The organism is Paenibacillus ginsengihumi DSM 21568 (assembly GCF_000380965.1).
In the GTDB taxonomy this organism is placed as follows: Bacteria; Bacillota; Bacilli; order Paenibacillales; family NBRC-103111; genus Paenibacillus_G; species Paenibacillus_G ginsengihumi.
On the sequence record NZ_KB905584.1, the window covers coordinates 32,848 to 49,782 of the forward strand.

At 53.5% G+C, this 16,935-nt stretch carries 16 protein-coding genes and 4 pseudogenes; 3 read left to right on the top strand and 17 right to left on the bottom strand.

Going from position 1 to position 16,935, the window contains the following annotated elements; genetic code table 11:
- Positions 1-317: 317 nt before the first annotated feature.
- The 14 genes and pseudogenes from F591_RS0117365 to F591_RS0117430 form a co-directional block, all read right to left on the bottom strand.
- Positions 318-1,811, bottom strand: coding sequence for a monooxygenase (locus tag F591_RS0117365; protein WP_019535889.1), 1,494 nt, complete (start codon positions 1,809-1,811; stop codon positions 318-320).
- 1 nt (position 1,812) lies between these two features.
- The gene (locus F591_RS0117370) at positions 1,813-2,235 is read right to left on the bottom strand and encodes a RidA family protein (protein WP_019535890.1); all 423 of its coding nucleotides are present in this window, start codon (positions 2,233-2,235) and stop codon (positions 1,813-1,815) included.
- A 19-nt stretch (positions 2,236-2,254) separates the two neighbouring features.
- Positions 2,255-2,764, bottom strand: a complete 510-nt coding sequence (locus F591_RS0117375) for a MarR family transcriptional regulator (protein WP_245581067.1) — start codon at positions 2,762-2,764, stop codon at positions 2,255-2,257.
- 331 nt (positions 2,765-3,095) lie between these two features.
- Entirely contained in the window at positions 3,096-3,614 is a 519-nt protein-coding gene (locus tag F591_RS0117380; protein ID WP_019535892.1) for a GNAT family N-acetyltransferase, read from the bottom strand.
- Positions 3,615-3,629: 15 nt separating this feature from the next.
- Positions 3,630-4,397, bottom strand: coding sequence for an ABC transporter ATP-binding protein (locus F591_RS0117385; RefSeq protein WP_019535893.1), 768 nt, complete (start codon positions 4,395-4,397; stop codon positions 3,630-3,632).
- Entirely contained in the window at positions 4,394-5,191 is a 798-nt protein-coding gene (locus F591_RS0117390; protein ID WP_019535894.1) for an ABC transporter ATP-binding protein, read from the bottom strand. Before F591_RS0117390 ends, F591_RS0117385 begins: the two co-directional genes overlap by 4 nt.
- The gene (gene nikC / locus F591_RS0117395; protein ID WP_019535895.1) at positions 5,191-6,039 is read right to left on the bottom strand and encodes a nickel transporter permease; all 849 of its coding nucleotides are present in this window, start codon (positions 6,037-6,039) and stop codon (positions 5,191-5,193) included. Before nikC ends, F591_RS0117390 begins: the two co-directional genes overlap by 1 nt.
- Entirely contained in the window at positions 6,036-6,983 is a 948-nt protein-coding gene (gene nikB, locus F591_RS0117400) for a nickel ABC transporter permease (RefSeq protein ID WP_040741947.1), read from the bottom strand. Before nikB ends, nikC begins: the two co-directional genes overlap by 4 nt.
- Entirely contained in the window at positions 6,984-8,525 is a 1,542-nt protein-coding gene (nikA, locus tag F591_RS0117405; RefSeq protein WP_019535897.1) for a nickel ABC transporter substrate-binding protein, read from the bottom strand.
- 134 nt (positions 8,526-8,659) lie between these two features.
- Positions 8,660-9,334, bottom strand: a complete 675-nt coding sequence (locus tag F591_RS0117410; protein WP_019535898.1) for an ABC transporter ATP-binding protein — start codon at positions 9,332-9,334, stop codon at positions 8,660-8,662.
- Positions 9,335-9,338: 4 nt separating this feature from the next.
- Entirely contained in the window at positions 9,339-10,991 is a 1,653-nt protein-coding gene (locus F591_RS0117415) for an ABC transporter permease (protein WP_019535899.1), read from the bottom strand.
- Between the two features lie 3 nt (positions 10,992-10,994).
- The gene (locus F591_RS32350) at positions 10,995-11,207 is read right to left on the bottom strand and encodes a hypothetical protein (RefSeq protein WP_019535900.1); all 213 of its coding nucleotides are present in this window, start codon (positions 11,205-11,207) and stop codon (positions 10,995-10,997) included.
- A pseudogene (locus F591_RS0117425) lies at positions 11,204-11,880 on the bottom strand (response regulator transcription factor). Before F591_RS0117425 ends, F591_RS32350 begins: the two are co-directional and overlap by 4 nt.
- 108 nt (positions 11,881-11,988) lie before the next feature.
- The gene (locus F591_RS0117430; RefSeq protein ID WP_019535901.1) at positions 11,989-13,179 is read right to left on the bottom strand and encodes an MFS transporter; all 1,191 of its coding nucleotides are present in this window, start codon (positions 13,177-13,179) and stop codon (positions 11,989-11,991) included.
- Positions 13,180-13,314: 135 nt separating this feature from the next.
- Here F591_RS0117430 and F591_RS28340 point away from each other — a divergent pair, with 135 nt between their 5' ends.
- Positions 13,315-13,935 carry a TetR/AcrR family transcriptional regulator gene (locus F591_RS28340; protein WP_019535902.1) on the top strand — a complete coding sequence of 207 codons (621 nt, stop codon included), beginning with the start codon at positions 13,315-13,317 and terminating at the stop codon, positions 13,933-13,935.
- A gap of 73 nt (positions 13,936-14,008) precedes the next feature.
- On the opposite strand, the pseudogene F591_RS28345 reads toward F591_RS28340, so the two are convergent.
- Positions 14,009-14,569 (bottom strand): annotated as a pseudogene (locus tag F591_RS28345) (aminotransferase class I/II-fold pyridoxal phosphate-dependent enzyme); the annotation flags it as partial.
- Between the two features lie 2 nt (positions 14,570-14,571).
- Here F591_RS28345 and F591_RS28350 point away from each other — a divergent pair.
- A pseudogene (locus F591_RS28350) lies at positions 14,572-14,874 on the top strand (LysE family translocator); the annotation flags it as partial.
- Positions 14,875-14,902: 28 nt separating this feature from the next.
- Positions 14,903-15,487: pseudogene (locus F591_RS28355) on the top strand (B3/B4 domain-containing protein).
- 184 nt (positions 15,488-15,671) lie between these two features.
- Here the strand turns inward: F591_RS28355 and F591_RS0117455 are convergent.
- Both F591_RS0117455 and F591_RS0117460 read right to left on the bottom strand, forming a co-directional pair.
- Positions 15,672-16,271 carry an aspartate/glutamate racemase family protein gene (locus F591_RS0117455; RefSeq protein ID WP_019535907.1) on the bottom strand — a complete coding sequence of 200 codons (600 nt, stop codon included), beginning with the start codon at positions 16,269-16,271 and terminating at the stop codon, positions 15,672-15,674.
- 30 nt (positions 16,272-16,301) lie between these two features.
- Positions 16,302-16,661 (bottom strand): class II aldolase/adducin family protein, encoded by a 360-nt coding sequence (locus F591_RS0117460; RefSeq protein ID WP_019535908.1) that lies wholly within the window; start codon positions 16,659-16,661, stop codon positions 16,302-16,304.
- Positions 16,662-16,935: the final 274 nt, after the last annotated feature.

Sequence of the window (16,935 nt, forward strand, 5' to 3'; positions counted from 1 at the left end):
ACAAAAAATGCCGCACCTGATAAACGGTCCGCCATTTTCGTAAGCGCATTCAAAAAGGGAGCAGTGCGGGCTCGAACAGTCCCGGCAGTTGGCTCGAATGTCTTATATCACCGGAATCGACGGTCTTACAAAATCGTTTACCATCGGCGTCCATGCCAAAGAAACCGCCAAACACAATATACCGAATCCGGCGTCTTTGGACAAGCTGCTGCGGAAGGGTACCGGGAGATGATATACCAAACGCCCGGCGCTTGCCGGAGATGGCAGCGGCCGGGCGTTTGCTGATCGGCTATGGGATTGTCGGCGTCACTCGCCTTTCAGAATTTCATCCAACGAGACATGCCTCGCGCGACGGAATCCCTCGGAGCGGGATCCGATTGGGCAACCGCCCAGGCGACATATCCGTCCGGACGCACGAGCGCCGCGCGAACGCCGCTCCAATCCGGGTTCGCTTTCGTCAATGAGGCGTTGACTACCCGCACGTGCTCTGAGCCCGGCCACAGTTCCCCAAAGGGCATGCCTTCTTCCACATCCAGTTGAAGCAGAACGAATTGGCCGTTGTGGAAAAACTCGTAAGACCGGCACGCTGTCCCGTCCGCCAGCTTGAGCTCCAGTTCGGCTGCCCGCTGTCCGCCCAGCGGATGGGAGGGCGACTCGGCATCCGACTCGTACCGGACGTTGAAAGCGGCGATCTGCTCGGAGACCATCCGATTCGCATCGGGGAAGCGGAGCAGGCCGGCCATTAGGCTTCTAAGCTCCACCATGCGCGGGGATAACTCGAACATCAAGGTCTGAACTTCCGTATTGCGGAGCAATGCCGTGCCGACCGGGAAGCGTTCCGCATGATAACTGTCGAGCAGCCAATCCGGCGCCCGGCCTTGGATTGCGGCGGCAAGCTTCCAGCCTAAATTTACGGCGTCTTGAATTCCGACGTTCATGCCTTGTCCGCCGGCGGGGAAATGAATATGCGCAGCATCGCCTGCAAGGAAAATTCGCCCCTTGCGATATCGGCCGGCTTGTCTCGTCGCATTGCCGAAGCGGGAAAGCCAACGCGGCTTGGAAATGCCGTAATCGTTTCCTAGCACCCGTTCCAGTCCGGAGCGAAGCTCTTCGAGTGTGACGGGCTCTTCTTTCGGCACGGACATCCTCGCCGGATCGCCGAGCAAAACCCGGTAAGTGGTCGGGTCGATCGGCAGGATGGCCACTAATCCCCTTTCGGAATAGCTGGATATGGCGCTCATGGGCGGAAGTCCAGACAAAGAGACGTCGCCGAGAACGGTCGTGAACGTTTCGCTCGTACCCTCAAACGGTATTCCCGCCTCTTTGCGCACCAAGCTACGCCCTCCGTCCGCTCCGACAACATAGGCGGCCGACAGCTTGGCAGCTCCTCCCGGCCCTTCGGTCTCAATATTTACCCTGTCCGGATGTTGGCGAATCGATACGGCCTCCACCTCGCGCCGAATCTCCACGCCCAAGCTGCCGGCCCACGCTTCCAGCAATTTTTCCGTTTCGCTCTGAGGAATAATAAGCGTATAGTTAGAGGCAGAATCAAGCACTGAGAAATCGAGCGGAGTTTCCAGCCCGGCGAAATGTCCCCTCGATACCGGTCTGCCCCGCTCCATAAATTTCGGCTTGATGCCGCGCAGATCGAAAAGCTCCAGCGTGCGGGGATGAACGGTAAGCGCGCGGGAGTACGGCGTCGTTTCCTTCAGTCTTTCCAGAATGCATACCTTCACTCCGGCCAAGGCCAGCTCCGAGGCCAGCATCATCCCTACAGGTCCTCCGCCGACAACGATTACTTCATAATCCATTTTAAAATCTTCCTTCCGGCGGAAGAGCGACAATCGCATCCGCTTCGATCAGCCATTCCGGAAGGCCCAATGACTCGACTCCCAGATAAGTGCTGGCGGCTAAAGGCCACTCCGGCCCGAACACTTCCATGCCGGCCGCGAAAACGAGCTTCGCCAGCTCCGCGTTATGCTTTACGACGTATATTTTCATCTGAGCAACTTGGTCGGGCCGTCCACCCGCCGCTTCGATCGCCAGCTTGAGATTGGTGAACACCTGAATCGCCTGCAGACGATAATCGCCGGGGCCGACCAGCTCCCCCTTTTCGTTTAAGGCCACTTGTCCGGAAATAAAGGCCAGACGGGACGCGGGCGCCACCTTAATCTGGGCGATCAGCTTCTTCCCCGCATCCGTCAGCGTTGCCGGATTGATAATATCCATTTCCATCGCACCTCTCCGTAAGCGCTCAATTTTCGCCTTCCCTGTAAAAAGCAATAAAATCACTAAACAGGCGCTGCGCAAAATCCAGTTCGGCATCGCCATACCGTTCGAAAAACGCGCTGAGCTTCCGCTTTTCCTTCTCATGCTGCTCCTCGTGAATGGCAAACAGCCTTTTACCCGCCTGCGTCAACCGAAAGTAGATTTCCTTTTTGTTATCGTTCAACTGCGTTTTCCGCAGCCATCCGTCCTTGACCAGCTTGGCGGCAATCTTGGAAACATTGCCCTTGCTAATGTCCATTCTTTCAGCGACGGCGGTCAGATTGATCGGCTCATGCTGCCCGACACAGGAAATAACATGAACTTCCGTCATGTTCAGGTACACGTCCGATCCGATCGATTGACGAAGTTCCTTCAGAAAGATGTCGCTCTCCCGATTCTCGTAAAGCTCTTTCTGGTGCCAAAACGCAAGGTAGAGATTGTAAACGTAATTTACAGCCTTATGACCCGAATTCATTGCTCTTCCGCTCCTTTGCATCAACTCCTTTCATTGTATCATTATTGTTTCAATTGAAACAATAGGTTTAAAAATGCGGTGAAAAGTTTGGATGAAAAACAAAAAAATAAATATTTGTTTCAATAGAAAAAATATAAGATTCATATAGGAAAGCATATTTTTGAAGAAATTTCCCGCCATGTATCAAATATTATTTCTTATGAAACAATTTAAATGTACTACAAAAGCTCCGCGCCGTCAATCTCCTCGACTTTCCAGGGGCTATTCGGGGCCTGCACAGCTATTCATGACGAGACAAGCGAAATGGATGATCAAGGCCTGCTCTCAGCCATCAAGCGAATCTATGCCGCCCTCAGGAATTGGAGCAGCATGCCATTTCCATATGAATCGTCTCCCAATCGTCCCGTTGGTCCAGAAAGATCGAGAAGCCTTGACGCTGCCAAAACTCGGCCGCGCCGCTTAAGAAATGATGGGTGTGCAAATAAAGCTTCGAGTATCCGGCATCCGCGGCAAACCTGGCTGCTTCCCGAAACAGCAGGGAACCGACCCCTGATCTTCTGGCCGCCGGTCCGACAAAACAGCGGACAATCTCCGCTGCGCTTTCTTGATGATAGCGTCCGCGAATCGCTTCAATGCGATCATCGTAACGCAGCACGCCGATGGTACCGATCACCCGGCCATCTTCTGCGGCGGCTACGAAAAATGAAGCGTCCTCAGGCTCCACATAGATCCGTTCAAAATTCAACATGTCCTCCGGCAGCCGCTCGTCCCGAATCATGGGAAATACTTCCTTGCGAATGCCCACCATAAAATCGATTACAGCCGGAATTTGCCCCTTCGTCACTTCATTTACACAGACAGCCGTTCTCATGCGAATTTCTCCCTCTCAACTGCTAAAAATGGAAATCAGCTCTTTAGTATACGGGTGCCGTTCATCGGACATCAACTGATCGCGATGGAATTGATCGACAAGCCGCCCTTCCTTCATCACCAGAATGCGCCCGCTCATTTGCGCGACGGCAGCCAGATCGTGCGAAATGAACAAGTAAGACAGATTTAATGATAAGCGCAGCTCGGCCAACAAAGCAAGAACCGCCCCTTGCGAGATCACATCCAGGCTGGCGGTAGGTTCATCCAATACAAGCAGCTCCGGTTCGATGCTGATCGCACGGGCAATCGTCACCCGCTGGCGCTGTCCGCCGCTTAATTCATGCGGATACCGGTCCGCCAGGCTCTCCGGCAGCTGGACGGCGTCAAGCAGCTGCTTGATAAAGGCCTTCTTGGACGTATAGGAGAAATACCGAAGACTCAGCTGTTTTCGATACTGTTCGTATGGATCGATGAGGGAGTCTTTTATTTTTAGCTTCGGGTTTAACGCGGCGGATGCATTTTGCAGCACAATCTGCATCTTTTGCCGATAAGCGTGCAATTGGCGCTCGTTCAACCGTTCAATCGCTTCGTCTTTGAAATAAATCGAGCCCCCGTCGATCGTTTCGATGCGCAGCAAACAGCGAGCGAGCGTGCTTTTGCCGCAGCCGCTTTCTCCGACGAGACCAAGACATTCGCCTTGATGCAGGTCAAAGGAGAGCGGATAAACCGCCGTTTTTTGCCCTTGGTACGATTTGGTCAAGTTTTTAACCGTAAGCAGCTTCATACGATTTCCGCCTCCTCCCGACTTGCTGCAAGAACGCGATCAAGCGTTGGGGCCGCGTCGATTAATTGTTTGGTATATGCATGCTGCGGGCGGTCAAGCACATGATCCTTCTCCCCTGCTTCAACCACTTGGCCTTCTTTCATGACCGCGATGCGGTTCGCATACCGTTTGACAGGCCGCCAATCATGCGTGATAAACAAAATGGCAAAGCCGGTCTCCTTCTGTCTTTTGGCAAGCAATTCCAAAATTCGGTGCCCGGAGACGCTGTCCAATGCCGTGGTAATTTCATCGGCGATCAACAAATCCGGCGACAGCAGCAGCGCCATTGCAATGGAGACGCGCTGAAGCTGCCCTCCGCTTAACTGAAAGGGATATCGCTTGTACACGGACTCATCCAGCCCGACGGAATCGAGCGCATCCAGCGCGTTTCGTTGCCGGGCGCGGGAATCGAAGCAGCCGTGAGCCTTCTGGTATTCTTCAAAGTGTTGGCCAATCGTTCTAAAGGGAGTAAAAGAACCCTGATAATCCTGAAACACATAGGACAGTTTGGAACCGCGAATCGTTCTCATCGGTTCGGACGATAAAGCCAATACATCCCGTTCCTTATAAAAAATGCTCCCCTCTGCCCGCAAATTTGGAGGGAGCATTCGGCCGATCGCTTGAGAGAGCAGCGTTTTCCCGCTCCCGCTTTGTCCGACCAGGGCATACCAATCTCCCTCGCGAACGGAGAGCGACACATTGTCGACAAGCTTCTTTGCTCCGCTGCGAATCGAGACCTGTCTGATCGACAACATTACGATTGCACCTCCTTCTTGACATCAAAACGATCGCGCAAATAATCCCCCAGCATATTCGTCAGCAGCACAGTAACGACGATCGCCAAACCGGGATAGATCATGAATTCGGGCTTGGACTGAAAATAAGGACGGGCATCGTTCAGCATGGCTCCCCATTCAGGCGTCGGAGGCTGCGCTCCAAGTCCTATGTAAGAAAAGGCCGAAATGAGCAAAATCACTTTTCCAAGATCGAGACTGGCGAGCACGAGGACATGCCCCGCAATATGAGGAAACAAATGCTTGCGCATAATCTTGCCGGAGGACAGCCCGTTGGTTCGGGCAATGAGCACATAGTCTTTTTGCGACTCCGCTAAAACGGTGCTGCGAACAAGCCGAGCATAGCCGACCCATTTTACGATGACAATCGCGAGCACCAGGTTGCCGATCCCCGCTCCAAGCAAACCGCTCAGAACAATCGCCACAATCGTATCCGGAAAGGATAGAAACCCGTCGGCAATGCGCATAAAAATACGATCCACCAGCCCGCGTCTAAAACCTGAGATCAGACCGAAGGGAACCCCAATGGCGAGGGATACGGTCAAGGCCAGCAAGCTGTAACCGATGGTTTGCTGTCCCCCCAGCAAGAGCCTGGTCAGCACATCCCGACCAAGATGATCGGTCCCAAGCGGATGCTGCAGGCTTCCCCCCTGAAGGCGATGATCCAGATTGGTCAATGTCGGATCATGGCGCAAGACAAAGAAGGCATAAATGGCGACAATCCCCACCAAGAGCACGCACAGCCATGCGACCGCGCCCAGCCATCTTCGCTTATTGGCTTTGGGCCATGGCAAAGACCATCCTTTCATCCGCTCACCTCCCTCTCTTTTATTCTCATTTCGGGGTTTAAATACCGGTAAGATAAATCCACGCACGTATTCACAACAAAAACAATAACCGCCATCATGAGAATGTACCCCTGAATGAGGGGATAGTCGCGCCCGCGGATGGCATCCACGACCAGTTTGCCGATCCCCGGGTACGCAAACAATACTTCAATAACGAGCACGCCGCCAATCAAGCTTCCCAGGCTGACTCCGAAAAAGGTAATGACGGGGGGAAGGCTGTGCCGGAATGCATGTACAAAAAATATTCTCCGCTCGGATAACCCGCGTCCCCGCGCCGCACGGATGAATTCCTGGCTCAGCGAGTCAAGCAGGCTGGAACGCAGCAATCGAACATATACGCTGGAGATCGCCAGCCCCAGCGTCAGAGACGGCAAGACCAATGTGGAGAGGCCGTCTCTTCCCATGGTGGGAAACCAGTTTAAACGCACACCGAATAAATCGATGAACAGCAGACCCAGCCAAAAACTGGGGACAGCCGCTCCAAGAATGGAGAGGATTCTGCTTGCTTGATCGATCCAGCTGTTCCGGTAAAGAGCGGATAGCGAACCAAGCGGAATCGACACGGCCAGCATGACGATGAGCGCGCCGCCCGCCAATTCCAGCGTAGCGGGCAGCCCTCTGAAAATAACATCCATGACGGGCTGCCCAGTCATATAAGAGCTGCCGAAATCAAGCTGAATAAACGAAAGCAGCCAACGTCCGTATTGGACAAGCAGCGGCTCGTTGAATCCCATCTCCTCTCTCAGAGCCTCAACTTGCTCTTGACTAACGGATAGTTCATCCACGTTCAAAATGGTTAGAACCGGATCGCCAGGCGCAAGCCGAATAAACAAAAAGCTGACAAACGTAATGAATAGCAAAAACAACAGGACTTCCAGAAATTTACGAATCAAAATTTGAATCACTTAATTCACGTCCAACCGGTTTGTGATCATGTAATATTCGCTTCGGGTTGTCACCCAATTTTTCACTTTCTTTTCGTTATAGGCCACAATGGTCGATGGATGCAGAACAAACGAATTGATTCGGTTTTCGTGGACAAAATCAGCGATTTGCTCAGCCAGCGACGCGCGCTCCTCCTGACTGACCGTTTGGTTGAGCCTGTCGATCATGGCTGTCAGTTCGGGTTCCTGAGCGCCGCTAAAGTTGAGCGCGCCAGTGGGATGATACGTCGCATTCAAGTAATAGCCCGCATCCCCGCGCGGGGCGGTCAGATTGCTGTATGTCGCAAGATCCCAATCGCGGTTGGAGGCCATGTATTCCTCAGGGACATCAATCTGACGAATGCTGACTTCGATTCCGATCTGCTTGGCGTCCGACTGAAACACTTGAGCGATTAACGGCAGATCGGCTCTTGCGCTGTAGGTTAGCAATACAAATTGAAGCGGTTCGCCGTCCTTTTGCATTTTACCATCTACAAGGGAGTATCCTGCTTTTTTCAAGTATTCAACCGCGACGTCGGCTCCGGTGTCAGTCTGTTCATACTTCGGCGCGAACGGCAGCGACGGCAGAAACGGCCCGACCGCGGGTTCGGCGTAGCCCAGCAGAATGGTATCGACAATCTTCTGCCGATTGATAAGCGCATCCACCGCCCGGCGCACGTTGACGTCCTGCAAGCTTTTTCGCTGCATATTCATGGTCATCTGGTGCACGCGAAAAGTCGCGGTGGATTCCACTTTCATTCCGTCCATTTGTTGCAAAGACGCCAGGCTTTCCACCTCCGGACGGTAAACGATATCCACTTGTCCGGATTTCAGCGCAAGCGTGCGAGCATTCGCATCTTCATTAAAAGCAAACGTTACGGAATCCAGGTTGGAAGCCCCGTCCCAATAATGATCGTAGCGCTCAAGCTCAAGCTTGCTCCCCGGCGAGAACGACTTTAGCGCGAAAGGGCCGGTTCCTACAGGACGGTTGACAATGTCTTCCTCCGTTACATCGATAATGGAGACATTGGGATTCACAAGCTCGGACACAAATTCGGGAAAGGGCGTCTTTGTTTTTATTTTCAGCGTATCATCGCCCACCGTTTCGATCTTTTCGATCTTGAGCGCATTTTGAATGGCCACGCTCTCTTTCAATGCGCGTTCAAGAGACGCTTTCACCGCCTCCGCATCCATTTTCTTACCGTTATGAAACGTGACGTTCTCCCGGACTTTAATCGTCCAATGCTGACCGTCTGTGCCCTCCCAGCTTTCCGCCAGCCAAGGCGCAATGGATAGATTGTCTTCATCCAGGCGTACCAGCGTTTCCGTTATCCCTGCCCGCAGCGGGACGTAACTGGAATCCACATGGGGATCCAAAGAATTCGTTGAGAAATTATATAGAAAATGAATGTGCTTCTTTTCTTCATGACTTTGTCCGGACTCGTTACAAGCGCTGATCAAATGGATGCAGACAAGTACGATCATCAAGTTCAGAAAACGATTCTTTAAAAAGAACTGTTTCATAATAAACGCCCCTCTTTTTAGTAACAATTACGATTAATATAATATCGTAATTTTTTTGATGTGACAAGGCCTTTTTTAACGACCGTCCGCTCCACATCCAGGGGGGCTGTTCTTCCTTTTTTGAAGCAGTTTCTTCAACGGATTTTGGTTGGAGTGTCCTGTTCATCGCGAATGTTGATATGCAGGGCGCGGTCGCATATCGCCTCGATATCCGCTTGATCGTGGGAAACGAGCAGACAGGTGATGTTCGCCTTCCGCAAAATCTGCCTAAGCTCACTGCGGATGGCCGCTTTCAAGTGGGCATCCAGGCTGCTGAACGGCTCGTCCATCAGAAGCACCGAAGGCTGCGGCGCAAGCGCTCTGGCGAGGGCGACGCGCTGCTGCTGCCCTCCGCTCAGCTCATGCGGATAACGCCTCGCATATTCCTTCATTTGCACAAGCTCCAGCATTTGCTCCAGCCGCTCCTGGCGCACCGATTTTTTCAGCTTATGCAGCCCGAAGACGATATTACCGGCGACAGTCATGTTCGGGAACAAGGCATAGTCTTGAAATACCATGCCGACGCCGCGCTGCTCGGGCTCCAGGAAGGTGCGCTCGTCCACCATCAGGCGGCCGTCGATGGCAATGCTGCCGCTTTCCGGCATTTCAAGTCCCGCGATCAGCCTGAGGAGCGTGCTCTTCCCGCTGCCGCTCGCCCCCAGGATGCCGACGATTTCGCCGCGGGACATCGTAAGCGACAGCCCGTCAATCACTGGCGGCTGCCCGCCGGCAAAGCGGAACGTTATATGTTCAATCGCGACATAACACATAAGCTCATTTCCTTTCCGCTTTAAGCATGAAGAGTACGGAAACCAGTCCGATCAGTACCAGCAGCAGCGATGGCAGCGCGGCGTCAAATACGCGTTCGTCCGCGGCATATTGATAGGCCCGCGTCGATAACGTATCGTAGTTGAACGGTCTGAGCAGCAGCGTCAGCGGCAGCTCCTTGACGATTTCCACGAAGGTCAGCACGAAGCCGCTAAGCAGCGAGCCCTTGAGCAGCGGCAGCTCCACCCGCAGGAAGGTCGCCAGGCTGCTGCGGCCCAGCGTCCGCGACGCCTCCGAATAGGCCCGCGGCATTTTCTCGTAACCGGCTTCCAAAGCGCCGTATCCCGTTGCCAGGAAGCGGATCACATAGCCGGCAATAAGCATCGCCAGCGACAAGCTGAGCACGAGCGCCCCATCCGCTTTGCCCATCGCTTTATAGAGCGGGGCCAGCCGCTCGTCCAGCGCAAGAAACACGGCGAGCACGCCGATCGCCACAATCGCGCCAGGCACGGAATATCCGGCCGACATCAGGCGCGCCAGAGCCTGCATCAGCGATGAGCCAGACATTCGCGCCGCTCGGGTGGAGAGAAGCGCGATCAGAAGGACGATCGTCGTGCCGATTCCCGCCCCTTTCAGCGTATTCGCGGTCCATTCGGCGAAGCCGAGGCGCCATACCGCACTGCCGTGCTGGATGGACCACGCCGCCAGTTGGGCGACCGGGGCCAGGAAAGCAAGCGCAAAAACAACCGTGCAATACAAGGCGGCCCCCCAGGCCGCCAGCCCTTTCAGCCGCTGCGGCTGAAGCGGCTGAAGCGGCTGGCTGCGGCGCGTTGCGGCTGAATACCGCCTGCTGCGCCGCAGCCAACGTTCGAGGATAAAGAGGCTGATCACGCCAAGCATGAGCCAGGCCGCCAGCCTCATAGCCGATTGCACATCGTACATTCCGAACCAGGTCTGAAAGATGGCCGTGGATAGCGTCTGCACGCCGAAATAATTGGCTACTCCGTAATCGCTGAGCACCTCGAAAACAACCAGCATGAAGCCTGCCATCATGGCCGGCCGCGCGAGCGGCAGCACCACCCTGAAAAAGACGGAGAGCGGCTTATGGCCGAGCAGCCGCGCATTTTCAATAAACGATGCGCTCTGACGCTCCAGAAAAACTCGGGTTATCATGAATACATAAGGAAACAGAAACAGCGTCAATACGAAAACGGCTCCGCGATCCGACATGATCTCGATCGTCCCCGGCGGCAGCACAATGCCGAAGCGATTGCGCAGTGTCGCTTGAATAATGCCCGTATAGCCGGTCATCGAGCTGTACGTATAGGCGGCGATATAGGGCGGAACCGCAAGCGGCAGCACGAGCGCCCACTTGTAAAAGTTTCGCAGCGGGAACGTATAGCCTGCGATGAGCCAAGCGAGCGCAACGCCGATAAATGCGGCAAAAAAGCCGGTAAAAAGCACCAGCTTTGCCGATCCCAACATATAATCCGTCAGCAAAAATTGTTTGACCTTGTCCCAATTCTCGTTTGGCGAACGGAATAAACCGGCAAGCACATAAAGGATGGGCAGCAGTACGGCTGCCGCCCCGATCACGCTTGTTATCGTCCAACCATTGATGTGCCTGCCTGCCGATCTCGGAAGCAGCGTTATTCTCATCGCTTATTTCCAGCCGACCTTATTGGCGATCTCCACGGCCTTCGGATTCAGCTCGCCGTATTTCGCAAAATCGATGTTCTGGCGCTTGAACGTCCCCCAGCTTTTCAGCAGTTCCGGAAGCGTCGCTTGACTGTTGACCGGGAATTCTGACCATAAGGTTAGCGTCCATTGAATCGGCATGCGCAGCAGCGTCCGCTTCAAGGCTTGCGCGATCATGTCTTCATCATGTAACCGATGCCGCGCAGCGTTTGGATATAGCTGGCTTGGCCCGGTACGTCAATTTTATTGCGCAAATAGCGGATATACACATCGACGACATTCGTATCCACCGCCGCTTCGAAGCCCCATACTTTATCGAGGAGCGTCTCCCTGCTCATCGCGCGGTTGGCGTTCTCCATAAGCACCGCGAGCAGATCGAATTCCCGTTTGGTCAGGCCGATCTCCACATCCCCTCTCATGACAACCCTCAAGTCGACATTGACAGTCAAGTCCCGACAAGTAAGCAAGGATGGCGACGCTTCGGCGCTGTCCTCCTGTCTTCTGAAAATCACTCTCATGCGAGCCTTCAGCTCCTCTATGGCAAAAGGCTTCGGCATATAGTCGTCGGCGCCGCAATCCAGACCCGCTACCCGGTCTGAAATGCTGTCCCTGGCCGTCAGCATGATGACAGGCGTCTTTTTGAGCGTGCGTATTTGCCGGCACACTTCAAGCCCGTCCATCCTCGGAAGCATCAGATCGAGCAAAATCACATCCCACTCTTCGCCAAGCGCAAGATGCAGGCCGGTTACCCCGTCGTAAGCCAAAACGACGTCGTTCGCATCGCGTCGCAGCTCCATTTCGACGAACCGCGAAAGATGCGGCTCGTCGAAATGAATAAAATCCGTTTCATTCCATTCGATTCCTCTCATGATAAGCGTCCCAAACTTGTTGAGTTATGAATATTATAGCGCATGACTCAAATAATGAGAATCATTATCAAATGGAAATGGCGCCCTGCCTAAAATTGGACCGTCTGTTCTTCCTTCGCCTTCGGCAGCAGCAGCCGACGGGCCGCGAGGATCGCGGCGCCGACCCCTGCCGCCGTAACTCCGATCAGCAGGAACGTGCCGCCTGCCGGATACAAGATGCTGCCGATCATCGGCGCTGCCGCCATGCCCACATAACGGACAAAGTTATAGACGCCCATCGCGGTCGCCCGCTCCCGGACGAATTCCGCCGCCAACAGGGTGGGCATCACAGGCATCGCCAGGCCGCTGACGAAGCCGGTCAGCATCAGCGCAGCGGGCAAGGCCAGGAGAGACAACGGGGCGGCGAATATGAACACAACAAGACTGGCGGCAAGGAGCGCCCCGCTCCAAAACAGCGCCTTCACCGATCCGACCTTGGCCTGAAGCTTCCCGCTCCGTTTGCTGCCGACAAGACTGCTTGCCATCAGCGCCAGCGAACACATGCCGATGGCCGCCGCCCCCAAGCCGTACCGGGCTTCCAGCATGGTGGGGAGAAACACAATAAACGTGTAAAACACTTCATAAAGGACGAACCCGCACAATAAAACGGCACTGCCGGTTTTGCTTTGCACAATGCGGCCAAACGACTTTAGCCCCAGCCGGGTCCTCGGGCCGCTTGCATTGGCCGGTTTCGTTTCCGGCAGCAGGTACATGGCGGCGATCATCATAAGAACGGCACTGGCCGCCGCAAAGCCGAAAGCCCCCGAATACCCCGCAGCCGACCCGATCAGCCCTCCGATCAAGGGGCCGACGGCAGGCGACAACCCTACGATCATTTGGTACGTGGCCATGCTTTCGGCGCGCTCCTTCCCTTCGAACACGTCCCCGATCATCGTTGCGGCAACGAGCGGCACAGCAGCCGCGCCGATGCCTTGAAGCACGCGAAAGACAAGCAGCATGTCAATCGAAGTCGAACACATGCATCCGGCTGTAGCGAACACATAGACAAACATACCGGGGATCAAAACTCTTTTGCGGCCGCTGCAGTCGACGACAGGTCCAAGCACAACCTGCATAGCGGCCATCGCGAATGTAAATAAAGTGACGGTCAAGTTGACCAAAGCCAAAGAGGTATGAAGATCCCGCTGCAGGTCGGGCAGCAAGGGCACATATACACTTTGCCCAAAAGACACCATGGCGGCGGAGAGGCCAAGCACCCACAAAATCGTTCGCTTGTTCACGGCTCATCGCTCCTTCTTTTTATTGACTGACTGTCAGTCAAATTATAAATATAAGCTTATATCATTGACTGACGACCAGTCAATAGGTATAGTAAATTTTAGAACAAGAGCGAACGACCCAAAGGAGGCCTTCGCATGCCGAGAATTTCCAAAGACCCGCAGGAACGCAAAGACGAAATTTTGAATGCCGCCATGGAGCTCTTTAACTCCAAAGGCTACGAGCAGACATCGGTCAGCGATATCGTCAGGAAGGTCGGCGTCGCGCAGGGCACGTTCTACTACTATTTTCAATCCAAGGAAGAGATCATCCATGCCGCCTGCGAACGCAACCTGGCCTCGCGGCTCGAGAAAGTGAAGCAACTCGTCGCAAGTACGGAGCGGAATGCTCTGGAGAAGCTGACGCGCCTCCTGATGGACGCTTACCCGAGCGATCAGGAGGCGGCAGTGCTTGATTACCTGCACCAAGAAAGCAACAGCACCCTGCATCAGAAATGGATAGTCGCCGAAATTACGGCTCTGCTCCCCTATGCCCGGCAAATCGTCCGGCAAGGCGTGGCGGAAGGAACATTCCGCGTTCAGCAGCCGGAGCTGGCGGCAGAGTTTTTGCTGGTGGGCGCTTCCTTCTGGTATGACCGCGGAATTTTTGCCTGGAATGACGAGGAATATGCCGAGAAAAGACAAGCGCTGGCCGGGATCATCGACCGGCTGCTGATCGGGGGCGGGCCCGCTCCGGCTTCCGATGCGTCAACCCAATAAGGCATTGGCCTGCCCGAATAACGGTCGCACGCGCCGTTCCCCGGCGGCGCCTGCGCCTGCACTGCAAGAAAGTTTACAACCAGGCCTTGTGCAGCAGCTGCACGCCAAGCTCGATTTCCTCGCACGACAAACTGCTGAAGCCCAGTTTCACCATCGGTTTCTCGGGCTTGTTGTGAATGAAGAAGCATGAGGTTGGGTAAACTTTCACTCCTTGCCTGGAAGCTTGCTCAATAAGCCAATCTTCCGAACGCTCCAAGTGCACCTTGACCAGCACATACAAGCCGGACTGCTCGCCAATGATCGATATGTTCCGATTGAAGCGATTCCTTAATTCAGCAACCAACTGCTGCATTTTCCGTTTATACACCAGCCGCATGCGATTAATATGACGATTCCATTCCCCTTCCTCCATCAATTTCGCCATGGCGAGCTGGCCGAGCAGCGAAGTGGCGCTCTCGAAATGAGCGAACTGCTGTTTATAACGGCCGAGCAGCGGCTGCGGCAGCACCATATAGCTGATACGCAGTCCCGGAAGGAAGCACTTGGAGAAATTCCCGAGATAAATCACTTTCGTCGAATCGATGGAGGCCAGAGCGGGGAACGGCTGCTGGGTATAGCGAAATTCGCTGTCATAGTATTTTCGGCCAATCCGTGCTCGTAGAAGTCATGAATCCTAAGACAGCGCTGTTTTTTCTGGCCTTCTTCCCGCAGTTCATATCCCCTTCCGCCGGGTCGGTCACAGGACAATTCGCGCTGTTAGGGACGATATTTGTTCTTCTCGCTTTGATTGGCGATTGCTTGTATGCTGTTCTTGCCGCAAGCATCCGCAAGCGGATTATGCGCCGCGAAGGGAGCTCGACGCTGCGGAACCGGATAACGGGTTATTTTTATATTGTTCTGGGGATCTTCTCCGCCTTGGCGAGCCCTTCCTCATCCTAAAGCAAAACGAAATGGAGCGTTGATTTGCATGCCTAAATTTATGATCGAAGAGGATTTTTGGTCGTTGTTTCCTCAGGCAACCATAGGCATCGTCATTTGCCGGGGAATCGATAACTCCATCAGAGAGGTTGAGTTTTACGAGAAGCTGCTGCGGGAGGCCGCACAAGAAGCGCAGCAACATCTCGGCATGGAGGAATTCAGCAGCAACCCCGTCGTCGACATCTATAATTCCATTTCGCTGCGTTACGGGCTGCCGTGCGGCGGAGAAGATATCGACACGTTTGTGGGCGATGTTCGCTTAACGCAGGCGAACGGCACCGAACCGTTCCTTCCATTGGGCAGCGACGACAATGCCCCGCCATACGAAGGGGAAATCGTCTATAAAGATGATGCCGGAGCCATATGAAGATGCTGGAATTGGCGCGAAGCTCAACGAACGATGCTGACTGAACATACGACAAACGCCTTCCTCTGCATGGAATCCATCGATGCAGCAAGAAGGCCTGAGTTTCATATGGCGCTCAAAGCGTTGTCTGAGCAGGTGTCGCAGAAGCTCGGCGGCATTGCGAGGATCGAGGTGCTAGATGTGAATCGTAGGGAAATGACCATCTGATGTATATCCCATCTTACGTTTAGAGAGGCTCTACAGCAAATTCCAAGTACGCAACAAAGCTCCTGAATCGTCATTCGGACAATATTCGGGAGCTTATTTATTTTGAAGTTGATGCGCCCTTAAAGAACTCGAGCCTTCACGAAAGGGACAAATTAAATATACTTTTCTTCAAAATCGAATATAATTATGATATCAGGGGAGTGTATCCTTCCATGGCTCTGACCATAGATATTTGTGCGAGAACGACGACATCGCAAGTTCGGGACATTTCCTCCACTTTGTCGTAAATGATTTGATTATGACGATGCTCTTCCCCGTTTTGCAGCGCTGCAAAGGCGTCTGTCAACGTTTCGGTATAAATCTCAATCGGCTTCTTCTTTTCTGCCGCAATCTCTTCAAGGATTTGCTTGGTGATCGGTGCAGCTGTCACTACTGTAGCAATGACTCCAATTTTCGTACCAATCTGGACAGCCTCTTCAAGCATAGCAAAATCAATGCTGACAATGGGGAAATCAAATAACTGGTTAATAAGGGGAGTATATGGCGTGAAACTTGAACAACTAAGAAGCACGCCGTCCACTCCAGCCTCCTCTGCTTTCTCAACCAAACGGATGAACCGCCGTATCAAAGGCCGTGTCACCTTGCCCGCGGCATTTAAATCTGCGATCAGGCCTTCATCCAGAAAATGAAGCGTCTGAATCGCAGGTGCGTATTGCTGAAAAGCTTCTGTCATGGGCTGCAGCGCATTAAGCGTGGCATGCACCAAACCGACGCGTTTGCTCATGGTCCATCCCTCCCTTGAATTTTCAGATTATCACTTGCCGCCAGGGCGTTTCCTTGGTTTGTATGTGGAACCCTCCAAAAAACTTTGAACCACTTGGTCAGGAATTCTGTTTAGTTTAATGCCCGCGGCTTGAGCCTGAATCATCATCCGGCTGGCCATTTCCAGCGTTTCGAGCCGCATTGCGGCTTCTGTCAAATGATCATCAAAGACCACTACGCCATGGTTGCGCATGATAATGACGTTGGCTTTTAAATCTCCCATGAACGTTCCGGATGCGGTAATCAGCATGTGTTCTTCATCGATGCGGGCGCTCATGTTCCCGGAGGTGCCCCAGGCCAATTCATGTTCAAGCAAATAACGTCCAGCCTGGCTTAACTGTTGCTTTAACATGAATTCGGAATGTAGCCTAGCCAAAATCTGAGAGATTCACGTTGTGACAAGGCATTTTCGTCATAAAAAGTTGCCAATTTTTTTGCAAAATAAACAGGACACTGCAAGCCTCTTGTCAAAGGTTAAACCACCACGAATAACCAACGAGAGGAAGTGTCCCTAGCAACATGGTACCACAAGCAACGAACCATGCGCCAGAACGAAAATCACGCCGCGAACGCCGAATTGAAATTCTTGCGGAGCGTCGCCGAATCAAGCAGATCATGAAGAAGTT